This window comes from Mesorhizobium sp. C416B (assembly GCF_030323165.1).
Taxonomy (GTDB): Bacteria; Pseudomonadota; Alphaproteobacteria; order Rhizobiales; family Rhizobiaceae; genus Mesorhizobium.
The window spans coordinates 474,164-493,210 of record NZ_CP100471.1 but is presented as its reverse complement, the minus strand read 5'-3'; the positions used below and the strand labels follow the sequence as shown (position 1 = coordinate 493,210).

The 19,047-nt window shown below is 63.4% G+C and carries 22 protein-coding genes and 1 pseudogene; 13 read left to right on the top strand and 10 right to left on the bottom strand.

The features are described 5' to 3' along the window. Window positions 1-91: 91 nt before the first annotated feature. Window positions 92-214: a hypothetical protein gene (locus NLY43_RS02530; protein WP_280790911.1), complete on the bottom strand. Its 123-nt coding sequence runs from the start codon at window positions 212-214 to the stop codon at window positions 92-94. Between the two features lie 47 nt (window positions 215-261). Between NLY43_RS02530 and NLY43_RS02525 the strand changes: the two genes are divergently transcribed. Both NLY43_RS02525 and NLY43_RS02520 read left to right on the top strand, forming a co-directional pair. Beyond that, on the top strand, window positions 262-582 hold the full coding sequence (locus NLY43_RS02525) for a DUF1476 domain-containing protein (protein ID WP_023669091.1): 321 nt from the start codon (window positions 262-264) through the stop codon (window positions 580-582). Window positions 583-709: 127 nt separating this feature from the next. Beyond that, on the top strand, window positions 710-1,483 hold the full coding sequence (locus tag NLY43_RS02520; protein WP_023669090.1) for an HpcH/HpaI aldolase family protein: 774 nt from the start codon (window positions 710-712) through the stop codon (window positions 1,481-1,483). 19 nt (window positions 1,484-1,502) lie between these two features. Here the strand turns inward: NLY43_RS02520 and NLY43_RS02515 are convergent, their stop codons facing one another. Beyond that, on the bottom strand, window positions 1,503-2,057 hold the full coding sequence (locus tag NLY43_RS02515; RefSeq protein ID WP_023694132.1) for an RBBP9/YdeN family alpha/beta hydrolase: 555 nt from the start codon (window positions 2,055-2,057) through the stop codon (window positions 1,503-1,505). 194 nt (window positions 2,058-2,251) lie between these two features. Between NLY43_RS02515 and NLY43_RS02510 the strand changes: the two genes are divergently transcribed. Then, window positions 2,252-3,067, top strand: a complete 816-nt coding sequence (locus NLY43_RS02510) for a VOC family protein (RefSeq protein ID WP_023669088.1) — start codon at window positions 2,252-2,254, stop codon at window positions 3,065-3,067. Between the two features lie 15 nt (window positions 3,068-3,082). On the opposite strand, the gene NLY43_RS02505 is transcribed toward NLY43_RS02510, so the two are convergent. The 4 genes and pseudogenes from NLY43_RS02505 to NLY43_RS02490 all read right to left on the bottom strand — a co-directional run bounded on the left by NLY43_RS02505 (window position 3,083) and on the right by NLY43_RS02490 (window position 6,428). Then, window positions 3,083-3,811, bottom strand: coding sequence for a metallophosphoesterase family protein (locus NLY43_RS02505; RefSeq protein WP_023711487.1), 729 nt, complete (start codon window positions 3,809-3,811; stop codon window positions 3,083-3,085). A gap of 8 nt (window positions 3,812-3,819) precedes the next feature. Continuing rightward, the gene (gene purB / locus NLY43_RS02500) at window positions 3,820-5,121 is read right to left on the bottom strand and encodes an adenylosuccinate lyase (protein ID WP_023711486.1); all 1,302 of its coding nucleotides are present in this window, start codon (window positions 5,119-5,121) and stop codon (window positions 3,820-3,822) included. A 59-nt stretch (window positions 5,122-5,180) separates the two neighbouring features. After that, the gene (locus NLY43_RS02495; protein WP_023711485.1) at window positions 5,181-5,645 is read right to left on the bottom strand and encodes a hypothetical protein; all 465 of its coding nucleotides are present in this window, start codon (window positions 5,643-5,645) and stop codon (window positions 5,181-5,183) included. A 56-nt stretch (window positions 5,646-5,701) separates the two neighbouring features. Further along, window positions 5,702-6,428, bottom strand: a pseudogene (locus NLY43_RS02490) (DUF2259 domain-containing protein). Between the two features lie 137 nt (window positions 6,429-6,565). On the opposite strand from NLY43_RS02490, the gene NLY43_RS02485 reads away from it, so the two are divergent. Continuing rightward, window positions 6,566-6,820 carry a DUF2171 domain-containing protein gene (locus tag NLY43_RS02485; RefSeq protein ID WP_023711484.1) on the top strand — a complete coding sequence of 85 codons (255 nt, stop codon included), beginning with the start codon at window positions 6,566-6,568 and terminating at the stop codon, window positions 6,818-6,820. Window positions 6,821-6,827: 7 nt separating this feature from the next. Here NLY43_RS02485 and NLY43_RS02480 read toward each other — a convergent pair whose 3' ends face one another. Both NLY43_RS02480 and NLY43_RS02475 read right to left on the bottom strand, forming a co-directional pair. Further along, on the bottom strand, window positions 6,828-7,847 hold the full coding sequence (locus NLY43_RS02480) for a P1 family peptidase (RefSeq protein WP_023711483.1): 1,020 nt from the start codon (window positions 7,845-7,847) through the stop codon (window positions 6,828-6,830). Beyond that, window positions 7,847-8,917, bottom strand: a complete 1,071-nt coding sequence (locus NLY43_RS02475; RefSeq protein WP_023711482.1) for a branched-chain amino acid ABC transporter substrate-binding protein — start codon at window positions 8,915-8,917, stop codon at window positions 7,847-7,849. The genes NLY43_RS02480 and NLY43_RS02475 overlap by 1 nt, the downstream gene beginning before the upstream one ends. A gap of 179 nt (window positions 8,918-9,096) precedes the next feature. Here NLY43_RS02475 and NLY43_RS02470 point away from each other — a divergent pair, with 179 nt between their 5' ends. From NLY43_RS02470 to NLY43_RS02435, 8 genes are all read left to right on the top strand, one after another. After that, entirely contained in the window at window positions 9,097-9,624 is a 528-nt protein-coding gene (locus NLY43_RS02470; protein WP_023711481.1) for a flavin reductase, read from the top strand. Beyond that, a complete protein-coding gene (locus NLY43_RS02465; RefSeq protein ID WP_023711480.1) occupies window positions 9,621-10,550 on the top strand; it encodes an AAA family ATPase in 930 nt (309 codons plus the stop codon). The genes NLY43_RS02470 and NLY43_RS02465 overlap by 4 nt, the downstream gene beginning before the upstream one ends. A gap of 5 nt (window positions 10,551-10,555) precedes the next feature. Further along, window positions 10,556-11,800 (top strand): vWA domain-containing protein, encoded by a 1,245-nt coding sequence (locus NLY43_RS02460; protein WP_023711479.1) that lies wholly within the window; start codon window positions 10,556-10,558, stop codon window positions 11,798-11,800. Between the two features lie 59 nt (window positions 11,801-11,859). Then, window positions 11,860-12,198 (top strand): XdhC family protein, encoded by a 339-nt coding sequence (locus NLY43_RS02455; protein ID WP_023711478.1) that lies wholly within the window; start codon window positions 11,860-11,862, stop codon window positions 12,196-12,198. Window positions 12,199-12,200: 2 nt separating this feature from the next. Beyond that, window positions 12,201-12,905: an XdhC family protein gene (locus NLY43_RS02450; RefSeq protein WP_023711477.1), complete on the top strand. Its 705-nt coding sequence runs from the start codon at window positions 12,201-12,203 to the stop codon at window positions 12,903-12,905. After that, window positions 12,902-14,512, top strand: a complete 1,611-nt coding sequence (locus NLY43_RS02445) for an NTP transferase domain-containing protein (RefSeq protein WP_023711476.1) — start codon at window positions 12,902-12,904, stop codon at window positions 14,510-14,512. Before NLY43_RS02450 ends, NLY43_RS02445 begins: the two co-directional genes overlap by 4 nt. Window positions 14,513-14,657: 145 nt before the next feature. Beyond that, window positions 14,658-15,497 carry an alpha/beta hydrolase gene (locus NLY43_RS02440; protein ID WP_023711475.1) on the top strand — a complete coding sequence of 280 codons (840 nt, stop codon included), beginning with the start codon at window positions 14,658-14,660 and terminating at the stop codon, window positions 15,495-15,497. A 74-nt stretch (window positions 15,498-15,571) separates the two neighbouring features. Beyond that, window positions 15,572-16,777, top strand: a complete 1,206-nt coding sequence (locus NLY43_RS02435) for an epoxide hydrolase family protein (protein ID WP_245260293.1) — start codon at window positions 15,572-15,574, stop codon at window positions 16,775-16,777. A gap of 36 nt (window positions 16,778-16,813) precedes the next feature. Here the strand turns inward: NLY43_RS02435 and NLY43_RS02430 are convergent, their stop codons facing one another. Next, window positions 16,814-17,872, bottom strand: coding sequence for a DUF1176 domain-containing protein (locus NLY43_RS02430; protein WP_023711474.1), 1,059 nt, complete (start codon window positions 17,870-17,872; stop codon window positions 16,814-16,816). A gap of 124 nt (window positions 17,873-17,996) precedes the next feature. On the opposite strand from NLY43_RS02430, the gene NLY43_RS02425 reads away from it, so the two are divergent. Next, window positions 17,997-18,503, top strand: coding sequence for a DUF1993 domain-containing protein (locus NLY43_RS02425; RefSeq protein WP_023669071.1), 507 nt, complete (start codon window positions 17,997-17,999; stop codon window positions 18,501-18,503). 76 nt (window positions 18,504-18,579) lie between these two features. Here NLY43_RS02425 and NLY43_RS02420 read toward each other — a convergent pair whose 3' ends face one another. Continuing rightward, window positions 18,580-18,744, bottom strand: coding sequence for a hypothetical protein (locus NLY43_RS02420; RefSeq protein ID WP_023711473.1), 165 nt, complete (start codon window positions 18,742-18,744; stop codon window positions 18,580-18,582). Window positions 18,745-19,047: the final 303 nt, after the last annotated feature.

Below are 19,047 nucleotides of genomic sequence, written 5' to 3'. Positions count from 1 at the left end.
GATTTGCGGGCAGGCGGCAAGCGACCAGTTCCTGTCCGTCTGCCTAAATTGGTGCGGCGACGGGTGGGGTTCAATGCCGGGTCTATCCCAATCACAGCGTTTGCTCAATCGGCAAATCCTTTCCATCGACCGCTTTCAGGAATGAAATGCCGCAGCGCAGCAAGTGATGTAGCATATTGACCGGCCCGCGCCCTTTTGGTTTGTGCTGCGGCAACACACATATCCATCGCCAACGCGAATCGATTTCATCGGAGGGAAGCCATGAGCAGCATGAAAGACCGCGAAGAGGGTTTTGAGCGCAAATTCGCCTTCGACGAAGAACTTCGCTTCAAGGCTTCCGCACGCCGCAACAAGGCGCTCGGTCTGTGGGCCGCCGAAAAGCTGGGCAAATCCGGCACTGACGCCGACGCCTATGCCAAGGAAGTTGTGGTTTCCGATATCGAGGAAGCCGGCGATCACGACGTATTCCGCAAGATCCGCAAGGATTTCGACGCCGCCGGCGTCGACCAGTCGGATCACCAGATCCGCCGCACCATGGACGAACTGATGGCGCAGGCGATCGAGCAGATCAAGAACACCTAGAGCGAGTAGCGCTGGACCAATCGACCGCCCGGTCCAGCCGGGCGGTTTTTCTTTGCCTTTTCAGCCTTTTCCGGCTGAAACTGTGCGTAGGCCTGTTACAAGGCTCTACCCAACGAGGAAAGCACCCATGTCCCTGAAGTCACGCCTGGCGGCGGATGAAACGCTGTTCACCGCCTGGTCCGGCGTTCCGGACGCTTTGACGGTCGAAATCATCGCCAAGCAGGGTTTTGACGCCGTCACCCTCGATATGCAGCATGGCGGACACCACGAAGACTCGGTCTTGCGCGGCCTGGTGCCGGTGCTGGCCGCCAACAAGCCGGCGCTGGTGCGCATTCCGGTCGGCCGCTTCGACATGGCCAGCCGCGCCCTCGATTTCGGTGCCGAGGCGGTGATTGCACCGATGGTGAATTCGGTGGCCGATGCAAAACTCTTTGCCGCGGCGATGAAATATCCGCCGATGGGCGAGCGCTCCTGGGGCCCGACCTATGCTTTTCCGCGCCATGGCAAAGGCGACCACGCCGAATGGCTGCGCGACACCAATCAACGCACCATGGCCTTTGCCATGGTCGAAACGCGCGCCGCACTCGATGCGCTGGACGGCATCCTCGACACGCCGGGCATTGACGGCATCTTCCTCGGCCCATCGGATTTCTCCATCGCCTGGTCGAATGGCGCCACCGTCAATTCGACGCTGGAAAGCATGATGGAAACCGTCGCCTCCATCGCCGAGCGGACGCGCAAGGCGGGCAAGCATGCGGCAATCTACGTCGTTGAGCCGGCGATTGCCGGCCGCGTCGTGGCGATGGGCTACCGGCTGCTGGCGATGGGCTCGGACCATGCGCTGATTTCGCTCGGCGCAAAGATACTCATCAAAAGCATGAACGATTCGATCAAGGGCTGAGGCGTGGTGCCTTGCCCGGTCAGGCCTTGAGGTCGGTCAGGAACTTGGCGAAGGTCATCGACCCTTCCGGCCACGGGCCGAAGCCGGCATCCTCATTGAGGTGACCGGTTTCGCCGGCATCGATGAACAGCGAACCCCAGGCGCCGGCAATGTCCTCGGCAACCTCGAAGGCGCAGAACGGATCGTTGCGGCTGGCGATGACGATGGACGGGAAGGGCAGCGGTTCGCGTGCATAGGGGCCAAAGGTCATCAGGTGACGCGGCCTTATCTCCGGGTTGGCGACGTCGGGCGGCGCGACAAAGAACGCACCGGCGACCGGCTTCCTGAACTGCGGAATGGCCTGCACCGCGGCCGCCACGCCCAGGGAATGGGCAACGATCACCACCGGCCGCTCGGCCTCGTTGACAGCGTTCGCCACGCTCGCCGTCCAGTCCTCGCGCACCGGCTTCGACCACTCCGCCTGCTCGACCCGGCGCGCCGTCGACAGTTTCGACTGCCAGCGTGTCTGCCAGTGTTGGGGGCCGGAATTGGTGTAGCCCGGCACGATCAGAATATCTGCGTCTTTGACTTTCATGGCGCTGAGATAGCGAGCGGCCGTGTCTCGTGCAACCCGCGCTGACGCATGCGGTGCATCACAATCGTGAACAACCTGTTCGATTCTTTCCATCTTGTGTGAACGATCAGGATCGACGATTTGAGGCAGGAAGAGATGGACAACAGAATAGACTGGTGGCGCGGCCTGGGATAATGCGCTGAACGGAGAGTTTTATGAGCGAACTGCCTTTTGCCGCGACGACCCCCGTCAGCGTGTCACGCGTGGGCCTGAAGGCGCGCGACGCCGAAGGACTTGCCGATTACTACCGGGCTGTTGTCGGCCTGCAGGAATTGAGCCGCGCCGATGGCGCCATCACGCTGGGCGCTGCCGAGCGCCCGCTGCTGGTGATCGAGCCTGACGCAGCGGCCAAGCCCGACGATCCGCGCAGCGCCGGCCTTTTCCACACCGCTTTCCTTCTGCCCAGCCGCGCCGATCTCGGCCGTTGGATAAACCATGCCGCCGCCAACAAAATCCGCATCGAGGGCGCCTCCGACCATCTGGTCAGCGAGGCTCTCTACCTGACCGACCCCGAAGGCAACGGCATTGAAATCTATAGGGACCGTCTGCCGCAGGAGTGGAAGTGGAACGGCGACAAGATCGCCATGGCGACCGAGCGGCTGAATCTGGCCGCCGTGGTTGGCAGCGTGCCGGCCGGTGACGCCGGCTGGCAGGGCGCGCCGCAAAACAGCATTATCGGCCATGTCCATCTGCGCGTCGGCCGGCCGGAAGATGCCGAGGCCTGGTGGCACGACGAATTTGGCTTCGACACGGTCGCTAAGTATGGAGGGCAGGCGGTGTTCCTGTCGTCGGGAGGCTACCACCATCATATCGGTGGCAATTCGTGGCACAGCGCCGGCGCCGGCCGCCGCGATCCGTCCCGCTCGGGTCTGGCCTGGGTCGAGATGCGGTCGGACAAGACAACCGCTGAAACCACGCGGGAAGATCCGTGGGGCACGGTTATCCGCACCGTGCCGGGCGCCGCCGGCTGAGCGCCCGCTCGGTTCTTACAAGGAATTGGCGGCGTAGCCCGTCAGCAGCCCATGCGCCCAACTGTCGAAGCCGGTGGCTGTCGCGCGGGTGGACGCCTCGGTCCAGTCATAATTGACCACGTGATGGCTGAACGACCATTGTCCGTCCTTGCGCGTAGCGAGGGCGTAGCGGGCATGCGGACTGCCGGTCACGGTCAGGCCGGGGAATGCCTGGACGCCGACGCTGCCCGGATTGAGGATTGTCCGGTTGTCCGACAAGCGCACAACGCGCGGCGTATGTGTATGGCCGCACAAGGTCAGCCCGGCGCCGGCGCTGCCCAGCTTGTGCCTGATCTGCTTTTCATTGGAGGGGTGGAAGTGGCTGCCTCCGTCTTCCTCGAGCAGGAACACGTCGTCGTCACTGGGGCTGCCATGGCAAAGCAGGATGTCCGGGGCAGGCGACAGGGTGACCGGCAAGGCCGAGAGCCAGGTCAGGGATGTCTCAGAGAGGCGTTGGTGGGTGAAAGCATCGACGTCTTCCAACCCGGAAGCAGGCGGCTCGATCAGCACACGGTCGTGATTGCCGCGCACGGTCGGCCAATTCTGTGCCATCAGATAGTGCGCGGTTTCTTCAGGCCATAGCGGCCCGGAAAGACAATCGCCCAGATTGACGATTATGTCGGGAGAAGCGTCTTTGATCTGCGCATGAAGCGCCTCAAGCGCGCGCAGATTCCCATGGATGTCGGAAAGGACGGCCAGCCGCATCGAAAAACCTATCCGAAAACCCGCTTGAAGATCGTGTCGACATGCTTGGTGTGATAGCCCAGGTCGAATTTCTCGCGGATCTCGGCTTCGGGCAGCGCTGCGGTGACTTCCTTGTCGGCCAACAATTCCTCAAGGAAATCAGCGCCATGTTCCCATACCTTCATGGCGTTGCGCTGCACCAGGCGGTAGGCGTCCTCGCGGCTGACGCCGGCTTGCGTCAGCGACAAAAGCACGCGCTGCGAATGCACCAGGCCACGGAACTTGTTCATGTTCTTCAGCATGTTGTCGGGATAGACCAGCAATTTGTCGACGACGCCGGTCAACCGCGACAGCGCGAAATCGAGTGTTACCGTGGCGTCCGGGCCGATCATGCGCTCGACCGAGGAATGCGAAATGTCGCGCTCGTGCCAGAGCGCCACATTTTCCATCGCCGGCAGCGCCATGGAGCGCACCATGCGGGCAAGGCCGGTGAGGTTTTCGGTCAGCACCGGGTTGCGCTTGTGCGGCATTGCCGACGAGCCCTTCTGGCCCGGCGAAAAATACTCTTCCGCTTCCAGCACCTCGGTGCGCTGCAGATGGCGGATCTCGGTCGCCAGCCGCTCGACCGACGAGGCGATGACGCCGAGCGTGGCGAAGAACATGGCATGGCGGTCGCGAGGGATGACCTGCGTCGACACCGGCTCCGGCTTGAGCCCAAGCTTTTTCGCCACATGCTCTTCGACATAGGGATCGATGTTGGCGAAGGTGCCGATCGCGCCGGAGATAGCGCAGGTGGCAATATCCTCTCGCGCGTGCACCAGCCGCTCGCGGCAGCGCGAGAACTCGGCATAGGCCTGCGCCAGCTTGACGCCGAACGTGGTCGGCTCGGCATGAATGCCGTGGCTGCGGCCGATGGTGACGGTGTCCTTGTGCTCGAAGGCCCGGCGCTTCAGCGCGGCGAGCAGGCCGTCGAGGTCGGCCAGCAGGATATCGCTGGCGCGGCCGAGCTGCACCGCAAGGCAGGTGTCGAGAACATCCGATGAGGTCATGCCCTGGTGGATGAAACGCGCATCCGGCCCGACGAATTCGGCGAGATGGGTGAGGAAGGCGATGACGTCGTGCTTGGTGACGGCCTCGATCTCGTCGATCTTGCCGACGTCGAATTGGGCGGCGCCGCCTTTTTCCCAGATGGTCTTGGCGGCTTCCCTGGGAATGACGCCGAGCTCGGCCAGCGCATCGCAGGCATGGGCCTCGATCTCGAACCAGATGCGGAAGCGGGTTTCCGGCGACCAGATGGCGACCATTTCCGGCCGGGAATAGCGAGGGATCATCCGTCAGTCCTGATATGTCGGTGGTTAAGTGCGCCTCCTATCAGAGGCGGACCGAATGCTCAACGCTGCTGGCGTGCAAACCACACGCTGGCGGCGGCAAGCGCGATGAATCCGAGCGGAAAATAGAGCCTGATACCCAGCACCACGAACTGGTAGAGCGCCGTCAGCGAGGTGAAGACCAGTTCGAACGCCCACCGGGCGGTGAAGGCCTCCGCGTGCCATTCGGCATAATAGGAGCGGTATTGCAGCGCAAACAACCCGCCGGTGAAGGCGAGCGTCGTGGCAAGCAGGCAGACGAAGGCGGCGGCGAACGCCACCTCCCAATGCCGGTCGAGCGAGACCAGCCGCGCCGCGAACAACCCGACGGGAAAGGCCAATGCCGCGCCGGTCGCAAACAGCAGGACGACGAAGCGGATCTTTTCCGGGGTCTCCCAACTGTCGAGCCAAAGACCGGTCAGCGCGCTGGCGCCCATGGCCATCGCCCACAGCAAGGCGCCGACAAGCGCCGCGCCCGTCGATGGTATGGCGCGGCTGACGCGATTTCCGGCGCGCTTGCGCCAGCTGGATTGATCGAGCGCTGTCACAGGCGTCCGGTCACGGCGATCCAGCGAAAATCCGGCCCTTCGAAGCCGTATTGGCGCACCGCGATCAGCACCGCATAGGCGCTGATGCTGTCCATCGAGAACGTCTGCACCGCGCCGATCCTGTAGCCGTTCGGGCAGCCACGGCTTTTCGGGATCGAATTATCCTCATGCAGCAGATGGGTCTGGCCGCCATCCCTGGCCTCGATCCGCAGCAGGCGAAAACCGTTGACCTCGCCCTGGCTCTGGCAGCTTTCGGTGTCATTCATGCCGATCTCGTCCAGCCGGAATTCCAGCGGCGGGTCGACCGGCGAAAAGATCGGCCGTGGGTTCACCACCATGCGGAACGGGTCGGCCGACAATTCGGTCACCGGGTTGAAGCCGGCGGTGATGCCGCGGTTTGCGGTGAGTTCGGCCTGCACAACGACGGCTTCGCCCTTTCTGCCTGGCCTGCTGACGGGCCGTATCGAGCGAGGCGGTCTCATCCTCCAGCCGGACCCGGATTGGCGTGCCCTTCAGGAACGTGTCGTCGGCGGTGTTGATGTAGTAGCGATTGGCATAGGGAAAGCCCGAACCGTCTGCCACACCATATTCCTCGAAGGCGAAGACGCCGCCATCCTTGCTGAAGCCGAGGATTTCAAGCTCGGCGACATCGCCCGCTCGGGCGGCGATGGCGGATGCCAGATGGACCAGCAGGCAAACGCCAATCAGGACGAGATTTCGCATCGGGGTTCCGCTCCGCCTGCCGTGGTTCGATCGTTCCCTATCACGAGACAGTCAAAACATCGTGCCATTCAAAAGGCGATGCATCCAATTTCGCCTCTGTTTGTTATCGTCGATCGTTTTCAAAAGGAGAACACCCCATGAATGAGGCCAGCAAGATTCGCGAGCATATGGAAGTGATCGGCGCCGACGGCGTTCACATCGGCACCGTCGACCGGGTCGACGGCGAGCGGATCAAGTTGACCAAGGCCGACAGCGGCGAGGGCGCCCATCAGGGGCATCACCACTACATTCCCTTGAGCCTGCTTGCCGAGGTCGAGGGCCAGAAAGTCTGGCTGTCGGCGAATTCGGATGTCGCGGTCAGCTTCGAGGAAGAAGAGTCCGACCCGACCTGATTGAAAGTCAGCGCGACGACCACACCGCAAACAGATCGCCTTCGGCCGGCGTCGCGGCATGGATGCCGCGGCTGATGGCGCGCGCCATGGTGGCGCCGGCGGCGGCAAAGAAATCGACGGCATCGTCGGCGCTGAGTTCTATGCCGCTCTTGCCCGTCGCCAGCGCGAACACCAGATCGCCGTCAGCCGGCGTGTGCACGGGCCAGATGGCGCGCACGAAGCCGTCATGCGCTGAAATGGCCAGCCGCTTGGCTGCCGCCTTGGTCAGCACGGCGTCGGTGGCGATTACGGCGATGGTGGTGTTGCCACCGGCCTCGGCTTGTCCACCGACACGCTTGTCGCGGTATTTCAACAGGATCCGCCTGGCGTCGTCGGGCATTGGCGAGGGATAGCCAAGCCCGCCGAACTCATCGCCGATCTCGAAGGGTGCCGCCCAGAAATAGCGTGTACGCGCAATCGTCACCGAGCCGGTCGGGTTGGCGGCGGCCAGTGCGCCGATGGTGATGCCGCTGTCGAGCACGGTCGAGGCCGAGCCGAGGCCGCCCTTCACCCCGGAGCTTAGCGCGCCGGTGCCGGCGCCGATTGTGCCGAGCGGAAAGTCGACTGTTGCCGCCTGAGCTGCTTCGTAACCGAGGTCGCGGTAGGGAGGATAACGGCCCCAATCCTTGTCGCCGCCATTGCGCAGGTCAAACAGGATCGCCGCCGGCACGATCGGCACCCGAAAGCCGCCGACATCGACGCCAATGCCTTTTTCACGCAACGCCGCCTGCACGCCCGACGCGGCGTCGAGGCCGAAGGCCGAACCGCCCGAAAGCACGACGGCATGAACCGCCTCGATGGAATTGTGCGGTTCGAGCAAATCGGTCTCGCGCGTGCCCGGCGCGGCGCCGAGGATCTGCACGCCACCGACCGCCGGTTCGTCGCACAATACGGTGGTGACGCCCGATTTCAGCCTGGCATCCGACGCGTTGCCGACGCGCAAGCCGGCGACATCGGTGATCAGATTGCGCGGCCCGGTGCGAAACATCAGTTCGTCTCCGCCGGCACGAAACGCGTCCCGTCGAAGCGGAAGGCGCGATAGAGGTTTTGGCTCAGATCGCCTTTGTCGTCGAACCGCAGCGGCCCGATCGCGGTGGTGAAATCATGCCCGGTTAGCGCGTCGGCCAGCCCCTTGCCCGAGGTCTGGGGCGCGGCCGAGGCCGCCTTGGCAATCTCCACCGCCGCGTAGGCCGGCAAGGCATAGCCATCCGGCGCGATGTTTTTGGCCGTAAACGCCGCCAGCACCTTGGGATCGGCGACATCGGCCCATTCCGGCGGCGCGATCATCAGCGTGCCGACGGCGTAAGGCACGTCGCCCGGTGGCGTGCGCAAATTTTCGCCGCCGGCAAAGGTAATGCCGGCCTCGAGCTGGCCGGCATCGCGGCCCATAATGGCGATGTCGTCGCCGTCGCCGCCGGCAAAGACATGCGTCGCGCCTGATTTCTTCAGCCGCCCGATCAGACCGATCTGGTTGTCGAGCTGCGGACGGAAGGTATCGACAAACACCGGCTTCAACGCCGCCTGTTCGGCCGCTGCCCGCAACGTCTCGGCAATTTCGCGGCCGTAGATGGTGCCATCGTCAACGATGGCGAACAGTTCGCTCTGCCACAGCCGGGTGAGGATGGCGGCCACCGCATTGCGCTCGTCGTCGCCGCGCGGCCCGAGCCGATAGACCGGGCAGCCGGTCTTGGCGCGGCGGTCGGTCAGGCTTTCGGTGCGCACACCGACGGTGATGACCGGAATGTTGGCATCCTTCAGGATCGGCAGCGCCGCCTGGATCGCGTCGGTGCATAGGAAGCCGACGACGATATTGACCTTCGCGGCCGCGAATTCCCTGGCGGCGGCAGCCCCGCCATCGGCGGTGCAGCTATCGTCGACGGTTCTGATCTCCAAGCCATTGGCCTCCGCTGCCAGGGCCGCACCCGCCTCGATCTGCTTGCCGAGGATCGCCGACGGACCGGACAGGGGTGCAGCTACGCCGACAAGCAGCGTCTGAGCGCCGGCGCCTGCAGGCAACAGCCAGAGCATTGCCGCTATTACAGCTGTTAGGGGTCGCATTCCTACGAGAATTCCTCCGTGCCGGTCGCATGCTTCCAGCGTGTCTTGCGCCAAGACCTAAAGGCTGCCCGCCCCAGGCGCAACACGCGAATTTGCGGATTGGCGTCAAGCACTTCGCTTGTGGCCTATTGTGTGCCGCCATATATAACGCTTGGGTTCCCGCTTATGGAAAATCATCAGTGTTGAAGTTGAACGACATAGGGCCGCAGGCCTATCGCGACGCGATGGCGCATTTTGCCGGCCACGTCCATGTGGTGACCACTGACGGTCCCGCCGGCAAACGCGGCACGACGGTGATTGCGGCCTGTTCGGTGTCGGACACGCCGCCGACGGTTCTCGTCTGTCTCAACCGCGAGAATGCCAAGAACGAGCTCTTCGTGCAAAACCGCCGGTTTGCGCTGAACACGCTGGCTTCGCACCAGCAGCCCCTATCGGTGGCGTTTTCAGGCCTGACCGGGCTGTCTGCCGATGAGCGTTTCGCGCTTGGCGAGTGGGACGTCATATCGACCGGCGCGCCTACCCTGAAGGGCGCTCTTGCGGTTTTTGACTGCGAATTGATGGACACCAAGGATCTCGCCACCCATCGTGTGCTTTTTGGCAAGGTGACAGGCCTGCGCATGGGCGATAATTTGCGGCCGCTGATCTACCACGCCCGCGACTACCACGTGCTGCAGAGCGGAGCAGAGGCGGCAACGGAGAAAGAATGACCGAGCTGAAACCGCGCCCCGCGCCGCGGACGATCGACGAAACGCTCGATCTCCTGACCGGCGCGGACTACGTCGCGGACCGCTCGCTGGCAACGGTGCTGTTCCTGTCCCTGCGCATGCAGCGGCCGCTGTTCCTTGAAGGGGAGGCCGGCGTCGGCAAGACCGAGATCGCCAAGGTGCTGGCGCAGGCACTCGGCCGCCGGCTGATCCGCCTGCAATGCTATGAAGGGCTCGACGTCTCGTCCGCTGTCTATGAGTGGAATTACGCCGCGCAGATGATAGAGATCCGCATGGAGGAGGCGGCAGGCTCGGTCGACCGCTCCGACATGGAGCGGAATGTCTTTTCCGAAAAATACCTGATCCGCCGCCCGGTGCTCGATGCGCTGACCGGCAAGGCGGGTGCGGCCCCGGTGTTCCTGATCGATGAGCTCGACCGCACCGACGAGGCTTTCGAAGCATTCCTGCTCGAAATCCTGTCCGATTTCCAGGTGACGGTGCCCGAGCTCGGCACGATCAAGGCGGAGGAACCGCCGATCGTCATCATCACCACCAACCGCACGCGCGAAATCCACGACGCGCTGAAGCGGCGCTGCCTCTATCACTGGGTCGACTATCCCAATGCCGAGCGCGAGCTGGAGATCGTGCGGCGCAAGGTGCCGCAGGCCAACAGCCGGCTTTCGGCCGAAGTGGTGTCGTTCATCCAGAAGCTGCGCCAAGTCGAACTATTCAAGGCGCCGGGCGTTGCCGAGACCATCGACTGGGCCGGCGCGCTGACCGAACTCGACAAGGTGGCGCTCGATCCCGAAACCGTCTCCGACACGATCGGCGTTTTGCTGAAATACCAGGACGACATTGCCCGCATCGGCGCGGGCGAGGGCCGGCGTATCCTCGACGAGGTCAAGGCCGAGCTGGCGGCGGCGGAGTAGGGCAAGTGAAGGCGCCCGAACCCAGAGAGGCGACGGAAGACGGGCGCATCGCCGACAACATCGTCTATTTCGCCCGCACCTTGCGCAAAGCGGGCATGCGCGTCGGGCCGGCTTCGGTCAAGGATGCGATCGAGGCGGTGCTGGCCGCCGGCATCGGTTCGCGCGACGATTTCTACTGGACGCTGCATGCCGTGCTTGTGTCGCGGCACGAAGATCACCCTGTTTTCGACGAAGCCTTCCGGCTGTTCTGGAAATCGCGCGAGCTGATCGAGAAACTTCTGGCGATGTTCTCGCCGGTGGCTCCTGACACCAGGGAGAAGCAAAAGCCGCGCGCGGCAGAAAACCGCGTCAGCCAGGCCATGTTCGAAGGCCACGAGAAGAATCGGCCGGTCAGGGAAATCCCGGAGATCGAAGTCGACGCCCGGCTAACCTTCTCCGGGAATGAAGTGCTGCGCGGCAAGGACTTTGCCCAGATGAATGCCGACGAGATGGCAGACGCCAAGAAGGCGATTGCCCGGCTGCGGCTGCCGTTCGACATGGTCCGTACCCGACGCTTCAAGGCAGACCTGCATGGCCGCCGTATCGATCCACGCGCCATGATGCGCTCGGCCGCGCGCACCGGCGGCGAACTGATCCTGCCGAAATTCCGCTCAGCCCGCGAAGTGCATCCGCCGCTGGTGGTTCTCGCCGATATCTCCGGTTCGATGAGCCAGTACACGCGCATCTTCCTGCACTTTCTGCATGCGCTGACCGAAAAACGGCGGCGCGTGCACACCTTCGTCTTCGGCACGCGGCTGACCAATCTCACGCGGCAGATGCGCCATCGCGACCCCGATGCCGCCCTTGCCGACTGCTCGGCGGCGGTCAAGGACTGGTCGGGCGGCACCCGCATCGGCGATACGCTGGCGGAGTTCAACAAGCACTGGTCACGCCGCGTGCTCGGGCAGGGCGCGGTGGTGCTTTTAATCACCGACGGTTTGGAGCGCGACGATGTTTCCGGCCTGTCGGAGGAGATGGATCGCCTGCACAAATCCTGCCGGCGGCTGATCTGGCTCAACCCGCTTCTGCGCTTTGGCGGCTTCGAGGCGCGGGCCCGCGGCGTCAGAGCGATGCTGCCTCATGTCGACGAGTTCCGCTCGGTACACAATCTCGATGCGCTGGCCGACCTCTGCGCCTCGCTGGACAAGAAATCGGCCGCTTCGGTCGATCCGCGTCGCTGGCTGGACGCTGGTGTCAGGCGCGCCGCATAGCCATATTGGATTCCGAAAAACAGGCTCCCAGAGAAAAACAGACTTTGAGGCAAGCGATCATGGACAACAGCATCTATCTCGATGAGGCCCGCGACCCCTTGATCATCGCGGAAGGCTGGATGAAGGACGGCAAGGATGTCGCCATCGCCACTGTGGTCGAGACCTGGGGTTCGGCGCCGAGGCCGGCCGGCAGTCATCTGGTCATTGACGCCGAAGGCAATTTTCACGGCTCGGTCTCGGGCGGCTGCGTTGAGGGTGCTGTGGTGAGCGAGGCGATGGACGTTATCGACTCGGGGAAAGCGAAGATGCTGGAGTTCGGCGTTGCCGACGAAACCGCCTGGCAGGTCGGCCTGTCCTGCGGCGGCCGCATCAAGGTCTATGTGGAGCGGCTCGGTTAGGCATGGATCCCTACGCTCTCAAAGCCCTCAATGCCGAACGCCGTGCCCGCCGTGCGGCGATCCTAGTGACCGATCTCGGCGACGGCCGCGACCGTATCGTGCGTGAAGGCGATCCCGTCGCCGGCGATCTTGGAGCAGCGATCGCCAAGGCGTTTCGCACTGGCAATTCGGGTTCGGTCGAGGCGGAAGGGCGAACCTTCTTCCTCAACGCGCATTTGCCGCAACCGCGCCTGGTGGTGATCGGCGCCGTCCATATCAGTCAGGCGCTGGCGCCGATGGCCAGGATCGCCGGCTATCCCCTGGAGATCATCGATCCGCGCACCGCCTTCGCCACCCCGGACCGTTTTCCCGATGTAGCCCTGCATGCCGAATGGCCGGAGGATGTGCTGAAGCGCCAGCCGCTCGACAGCTATACGGCGCTCGCCGCCGTCACCCATGATCCGAAGATCGACGATTTCGCACTGAAGGCCGCGCTCGACGCCAACTGTTTCTATGTCGGCGCACTCGGCAGCCGCAAAACACACGCCAGGCGCGTCGAGCGCCTACTGGCGCTCGGCGCCAGCGCCGACCAGATCGCCCGCATCCACGCACCGATCGGTATCGACATTGGCGCGGCGAGCCCGGCCGAGATCGCCGTCGCCATCCTGGCGCAGACGATCCACGCCTTTCGCTCGCGCGGTCTCGAAGCCAAAGGCGCGGCGGCGTGAAGTTCGGGCCGATCCCGATCGATCAGGCGCAAGGCGCGGTGCTGGCGCATGCCACGACGGCGGGCGAGCGGCGTTTCCGCAAGGCGCACAGGCTGAGCACGCAGGACGTGGCGGTGCTGAAGGCGGCCGGCATTACCGAGATCGTCGTGGCGGTGCTTGCCGCCGATGACTTCAGCGAGGATGCGGCGGCCGAAAAGATTGCTGCCAGCATGGCCCACCGCAACATCGAGGCAAAACCGGCCGCGACCGGCCGCGTCAACCTCCATGCCAAGGCCGCCGGTCTCTTCACCGTCGATGCCGCCATGATCGACGCCATCAATGCGGTCGACCCGACCATCACCATCGCCACGCTGGCGCAGCACGCGCCGGTTGAGCAGGGCCAGATGGTGGCGACGGTCAAGATCATCCCGTTCGCCGTTGCCTCGGCCCTTGTCGATGCGGTGACAAAGATCTGCGCCGGCGGCGAGATCTTCGCCGTCAACGCCTACCATCCGGTGCGCATCGGCGTCATTCAGACGATGCTGCCCGGCATCAAGCCCAGCGTGCTCGACAAAACGCTGCGCGTCACCGAGGCCCGGCTGGCACGCTCCGGCGGTCGGCTGACGACGGAGCGCCGCACGCCGCACGAGATCGCGCCTGTAGCCGAGGCAGCGGCCGCGCTGGCGCGCGACAACGACATGGTGGTGATCTTCGGCGCCTCGGCGATGAGCGATTTCAACGATGTCGTTCCGGCGGCGATCGAGGCAGCAGGTGGCACGGTGATCCGCGCGGGCATGCCGGTCGATCCCGGCAATCTGCTGGTGCTGGGCACGCTGGACGGCAAGCGCGTCATCGGCGCGCCCGGTTGCGCCCGCAGCCCCAAGGAGAACGGTTTCGATTGGGTGCTCGACAGGCTGATCGCCGGTCTCGACGTCACCGCCAAGGACATCGCCGGCATGGGCGTTGGCGGCCTCTTGATGGAAATCCCGACCAGGCCGCAGCCGCGCGAGCCGCTGCCGGCGAGAGCCGGGCTGAAGGTCGAGATCGTGCTTCTGGCCGCCGGTCGCTCCAGCCGCATGGGCGGGCCGAACAAGCTTCTGGCGCTGTTCGACGGCAAGCCGCTGGTGCGCCGCACCGCTGAACGGGCGCTCGATTCCAAGGCTTCTGCCACCGTTGTCGTCACCGGCCATCAGCGCGAGCGGGTGCACGCCGCGCTCTCGGGCCTCGACGTGATCTTCGCCGACAATTCGGATTTTGCCGACGGCCTGTCCTCGTCTCTAAAAGCCGGCATTGCCCGCGTTGGAGCCGAGGCGGCCGGCGCCATGATCGTCCTCGGCGACATGCCGGGTATCTCATCGGCCGATCTCGACCGGTTGATCGAGGCCTTCCGTAGGGACGGCGGCCGCTCAGTGGTGCGTGCCGCCCATGACGGCCGCCGCGGCAATCCGGTGCTGCTGCCACGCGCGCTGTTTGGAGGCATCGCTCACCTCGAGGGCGACACCGGCGCCCGCCATCTGGTCGAGGCCGAGGGACTGGATGTCATCGACGTCGAGATCGGCGACGGCGCGTCGGTCGACGTCGACACCCGCGAGGCGCTCGAAGACGCCGGCGGCGTGCTGCAGGATTGACAAAGCGAAGCCGAAAAACGCATGCCTTTAGCATGGCTCTCTCTTTACTTGCCTCAGCGCTTCTACCCCCCTCTGGCCTGCCGGCCAGGCCGGCAGGCCAGAGGGGGTAGCCGCGTTCCATACCCTTCTGGTTTCACTTCTTTTCTTGTTCTCCGCCGCCCACGCGGACGCGCTCGAACTAAAACCCTACAAGGATGACCTCTTCGCCTATCCGGCGACGCTCTCGTCCACGGACAAAGGCGCCTACACCGTCATCGACTATCGCGAGATGCGCGACATCAACGACCGCGACGAGGTGCCGGAAAAGCGCGTGCAGGCTAAGTATACCGACACCGGCGTGCGCAAGGTGCAGCGGGATTTGATGCTGAAAACCGATGCCGGCGATGTCAGGCATGTCGCCGTCGGCAAGACCGAAGGCGCCGGCATCATCGTGCTTTACCTGCACGGGCAGGGCGGCAGCCGCAAGCAGGGCGTCGACGACTTCACCTTCGGCGGCAATTTCAACCGCATCAAGAACCTGATGGCCGGCAATGGCGGCCTCTACCTCTCACCGGATTTCACCGATTTCGGCGACAAGGGCGCGGCCCAGGTCGCGGCGCTGATCGGCCACTATGCCGAGGCTTCGCCGGACGCGAAAATCTTCGTCGCCTGCGGCTCGATGGGCGGCATGCTGTGCTGGAAGCTGGCCGGCCGCAACGATACGGGACGGCGCATAAACGGGCTGCTGCTGCTCGGCTCGCTATGGGATGACAGTTTCCTGTCGAGCCCCGCCTACAGGCGCCATGTGCCGGTGTTCTTCGGCCAGGGCAGCAAGGACCCGGTCTTTCCCGTGGAGAAGCAGGAAGCCTTCTTCCGCTCCATCATTGCGAACTCGAAAGCCTATCCGACCCGGTTCGTCCGGTTCGAGACCGGCACCCATGGCACGCCGATCCGCATGGTCGACTGGCGCCAAACGCTGAACTGGATGCTGTCGAAAGCGCCCTGACGCATATCGCCCAGAGGTGCCCGTTGGTTTTGGCGATCATGGTTCGGCCGATATCCTTACTGGTGTAGGCTGATATGATCCAACAGATCGGAAGCACAGCGATGGACGCTCACCCCTTCAAGATCCAAATTCCGAACGAACAACTTGAAGATCTCCAGCGCCGGCTTAGCGCAACAAGATGGCCAATTCCGCTAAGCGAAGCGGGCTGGAACGATGGGGCCGAGCTGCCGTTCATCAAGCGCCTTGCGGATTACTGGCGAGACCGCTTCGACTGGAGAGTGCAAGAGGCGCGGCTGAACCGGCTGCCGCAATATCTGACGAGGCTGAACAACCTAGATGTCCACTTTGTCCACCAGCCAGGCAACGGACCGGCGCCGCTGCCGCTGATCATAACGCATGGCTGGCCCGGCTCGTTCATCGAAATGGAACACGTCATTCCATTGCTGGCAGACCCAGCTGCCCATGGTGGTGACCCGGCCGACGCTTTCCACGTGGTAGTTCCCTCTTTGCCCGGATACGGCTTTTCGCAGGCGCCGACGGAACCAGGCTTCCATTCCGGCCGCATCGCGGAGTTATGGGTACAGTTGATGCGCGGGCTCGGCTACGACCGCTTCGCTTCCCAAGGAGGCGACATCGGCGCAGGCGTTTCCGCCTGGATGGCACGGCTCCATTCCGAAAGCGTGCTTGGCGTCCACGTCAATTACATTCCCGGGAGCTATCGGCCACCCTTGGGTGCAGGTCTGCCACCTGTCACCGTTGAGGAGCAGGCCTTTCTGGAAAAGGCCGCGGCCTGGACGGCAACGGAGGGCGCCTATGCCCATCTGCAGGGCACGAAGCCTCAGACGCTTGCTTATGCGCTGACAGACTCGCCGATCGGTCTCGCAGCCTGGATGATCGAGAAGTTCCGTAGCTGGAGCGATTGCGACGGTGACGTGGAGCGCACCTTCGGCATGGACACGCTCCTTACGGATGTTTCGCTCTATTGGTTCAGCAACGCGCTCACCTCGTCCTTGCGGCTCTACAAGGAGAATCGACTGTTCCCTCTTGCGTTCGAGACGCTGGAACGCGTTTCGCCGCCATTTGGGGTAGCGCTTTTCCCTCGCGAGTTGCCGATGCCGCCTCGATCCTGGGTGGCGCGGGTCTTTGACGTTCAGCGATGGACATCGATGCCGCGAGGGGGCCATTTCGCTGCGCTGGAGGAACCGAGTCTTCTGGTCGAGGACATTCGCGCCTTCTTCCGGCCGATGCGTTCCCGGCCTGAAACGAGAAGGCGAATGTGAAGGACTGCTTGAGCGCGGCGGTTCCTGATAAGATCCCTACGGCGCGGTGTTGTAGTCGACCACCGTCTGCGGGTTCTCCTCGCCATCGTAAGACGCGTCCACATCATATTGGACGAGGGAAAAATCGCCGTTACGGAACAGGTATATCCCCTTGTCCGAGGCGTCGCCGATGCCGCGCCATTTGTTGAACGTGGTCAGCGTCTTGGCGTCTTCGTCATATTCGGAATTGGCCGCCCAGCCGGATGTGCGGAAGCCGATGATATCCATGCCCAGCAGTTTGCCGTCGCTGTCATTGTTCTCGTAACGGATATCCATTTCGGGCTCGGTGAACTGCAACTGCCGCACGCCCGATACTTCGTCGGTCATGTAGTAGACCGAACTTGCGTTATAGGCTGCCGCTTGGCAGTAGAACTCGAAAAGCCGCGTTTCCTTGTCGGGATCGCTGGCAGCCGCGTCCTTTGCCTTGTATTTGATCGAAAAGATGTTCGGCTCCTCGCCGAGAAATTGCTTGTCACACTGATCGCCATAATCGGCGGCGAACAGTTTCTTCACCTGCTCGAGTGCGGTGTCCTTCTTCGGCGGCGGCGGCCCGTCACCACAGCTTGGCGGCAGAGCCTCCTCGAAATCGGCCTTGGACGGCTTCAGCGCGCCCTTGTCGATAAAGATCGGGCGGAATGGCGGGGCCTGGATCTGAGCGCTGACCTGGCGCAGCGTGTAGCAGCCGGCGAAGACCGCCTCGTTGCCGTCCTTGCCGGTGGCGCGGATGGCGACCGGAACGCTGTAATAGATGCTGCCGGCTGCGCCCTCGTCGGAAACAGCACCGGTTTCGACGTCGACCCTGCCGGTGCCGTCATAGCCCTTGACGAAGGTATCGAAATCCTTTGCCGGCTTGGTATCGCCGTAGTAAGCCCAGGCGCGGGCGAATTCGTGCCGGTTGATGGCGCTGTAGAGCGAGCGGATGACGGCCTCGGCGTCTGACCTGTCATCGACGTAAGGGGCCTGGTCATCGGCTGCCGGTTCATCGTCGGCGAACACAGCCTGGCCGGATGCGGCAAGGGAGCAAAAGGCGGCCGCTGCCAGAAAGACGCGTCTCATCGGAGAATCTCCACCACGAAGGAGTCTATCATAGAGATTGCGGCGACGTGGTGACGCTTGAAAAATCCTCCGGGAAGGCGCTACGTCCCGCCGTCGGCGCTTCAGCCGCAATGGAGATTTGAACGTGACACTATCGATGTATGAAGCCTCGGTGCCGGTGTTTTCGGCCAGGCTGAAGGCGCTGTCCGGCGTGCTGTCGGCGGCCGAACAGAATGCAACCGAGCGCAAGATCGACCCGCAGGTGTTTTTGACCGCGAGGTTGGCGCCCGACATGTACGCGCTGGTCAGGCAGGTGCAGGTCGCCACCGACCACGCCAAGGGCGCGCCATCACGGCTGGCCCGTCGCGAGGTGCCGAAATACGAAGACAATGAAGCGACCTTCGCCGAGCTTCAGGCGCGCCTGACCAAGACGCTCGATCTGCTGGCGTCATTCTCGGCCGCCGAATTCGATGGTTCGGATGAAAGGGTGGTCGAACTGAAGTTTGGCCAGCGCGAAGCCTCGATGCCCGGCATGCAGTATCTGCTGCATGTCGCCATGCCCAACTTCTATTTCCACGTGACCACGGCTTACGACATCCTGCGCCACAATGGCGTGCCGCTGACCAAGGGTGCCTATCTCGGGAATCGTTGACGAATTCGGCATTCCGAGGTTTCCCGGTCGCTGCCGGGAAACTTCGTTTGACGCTGGTTCGGCGCCAAGGCCTTGATCAACGCGGTGACATTTCGCGGGCTATGCGCGGGAAGTCGGCCGGCTTGATGCCGATGTCGGCGCGGTCGGCATTGCTCATCGAATGCAGCAACGCCAGTGCGGAACGATAACGCAGATGCTCCTGCGGACGCGGACGGGCAAACATTTCAGTGAAGAACCCCATGATTCGGCCCCTTGTTGATCCTCCACGGCGCCGAGTATAGGAAAATTGTGAAGATTGTGCAGTGCAGCATTTGCATGGCAGCCATTCCAAGCGAATTTTTTTCGGCACAATTGCCGCGTGCGCTGAAACTTGTGGCGCATCCCCACCGTATGCATAGACGCTGGCACATGGCCGGCTTTTCCTCGCCACTCCTGGCGAATTTCCGGACTGCATGCAAATGCAGTCCGGCTTTTTGTTGGGTCTTGCACATCGCCAACCGGGCCCGCGCAAGCCTCGCAAACGCCTAAACTGGTTAAGATCAGC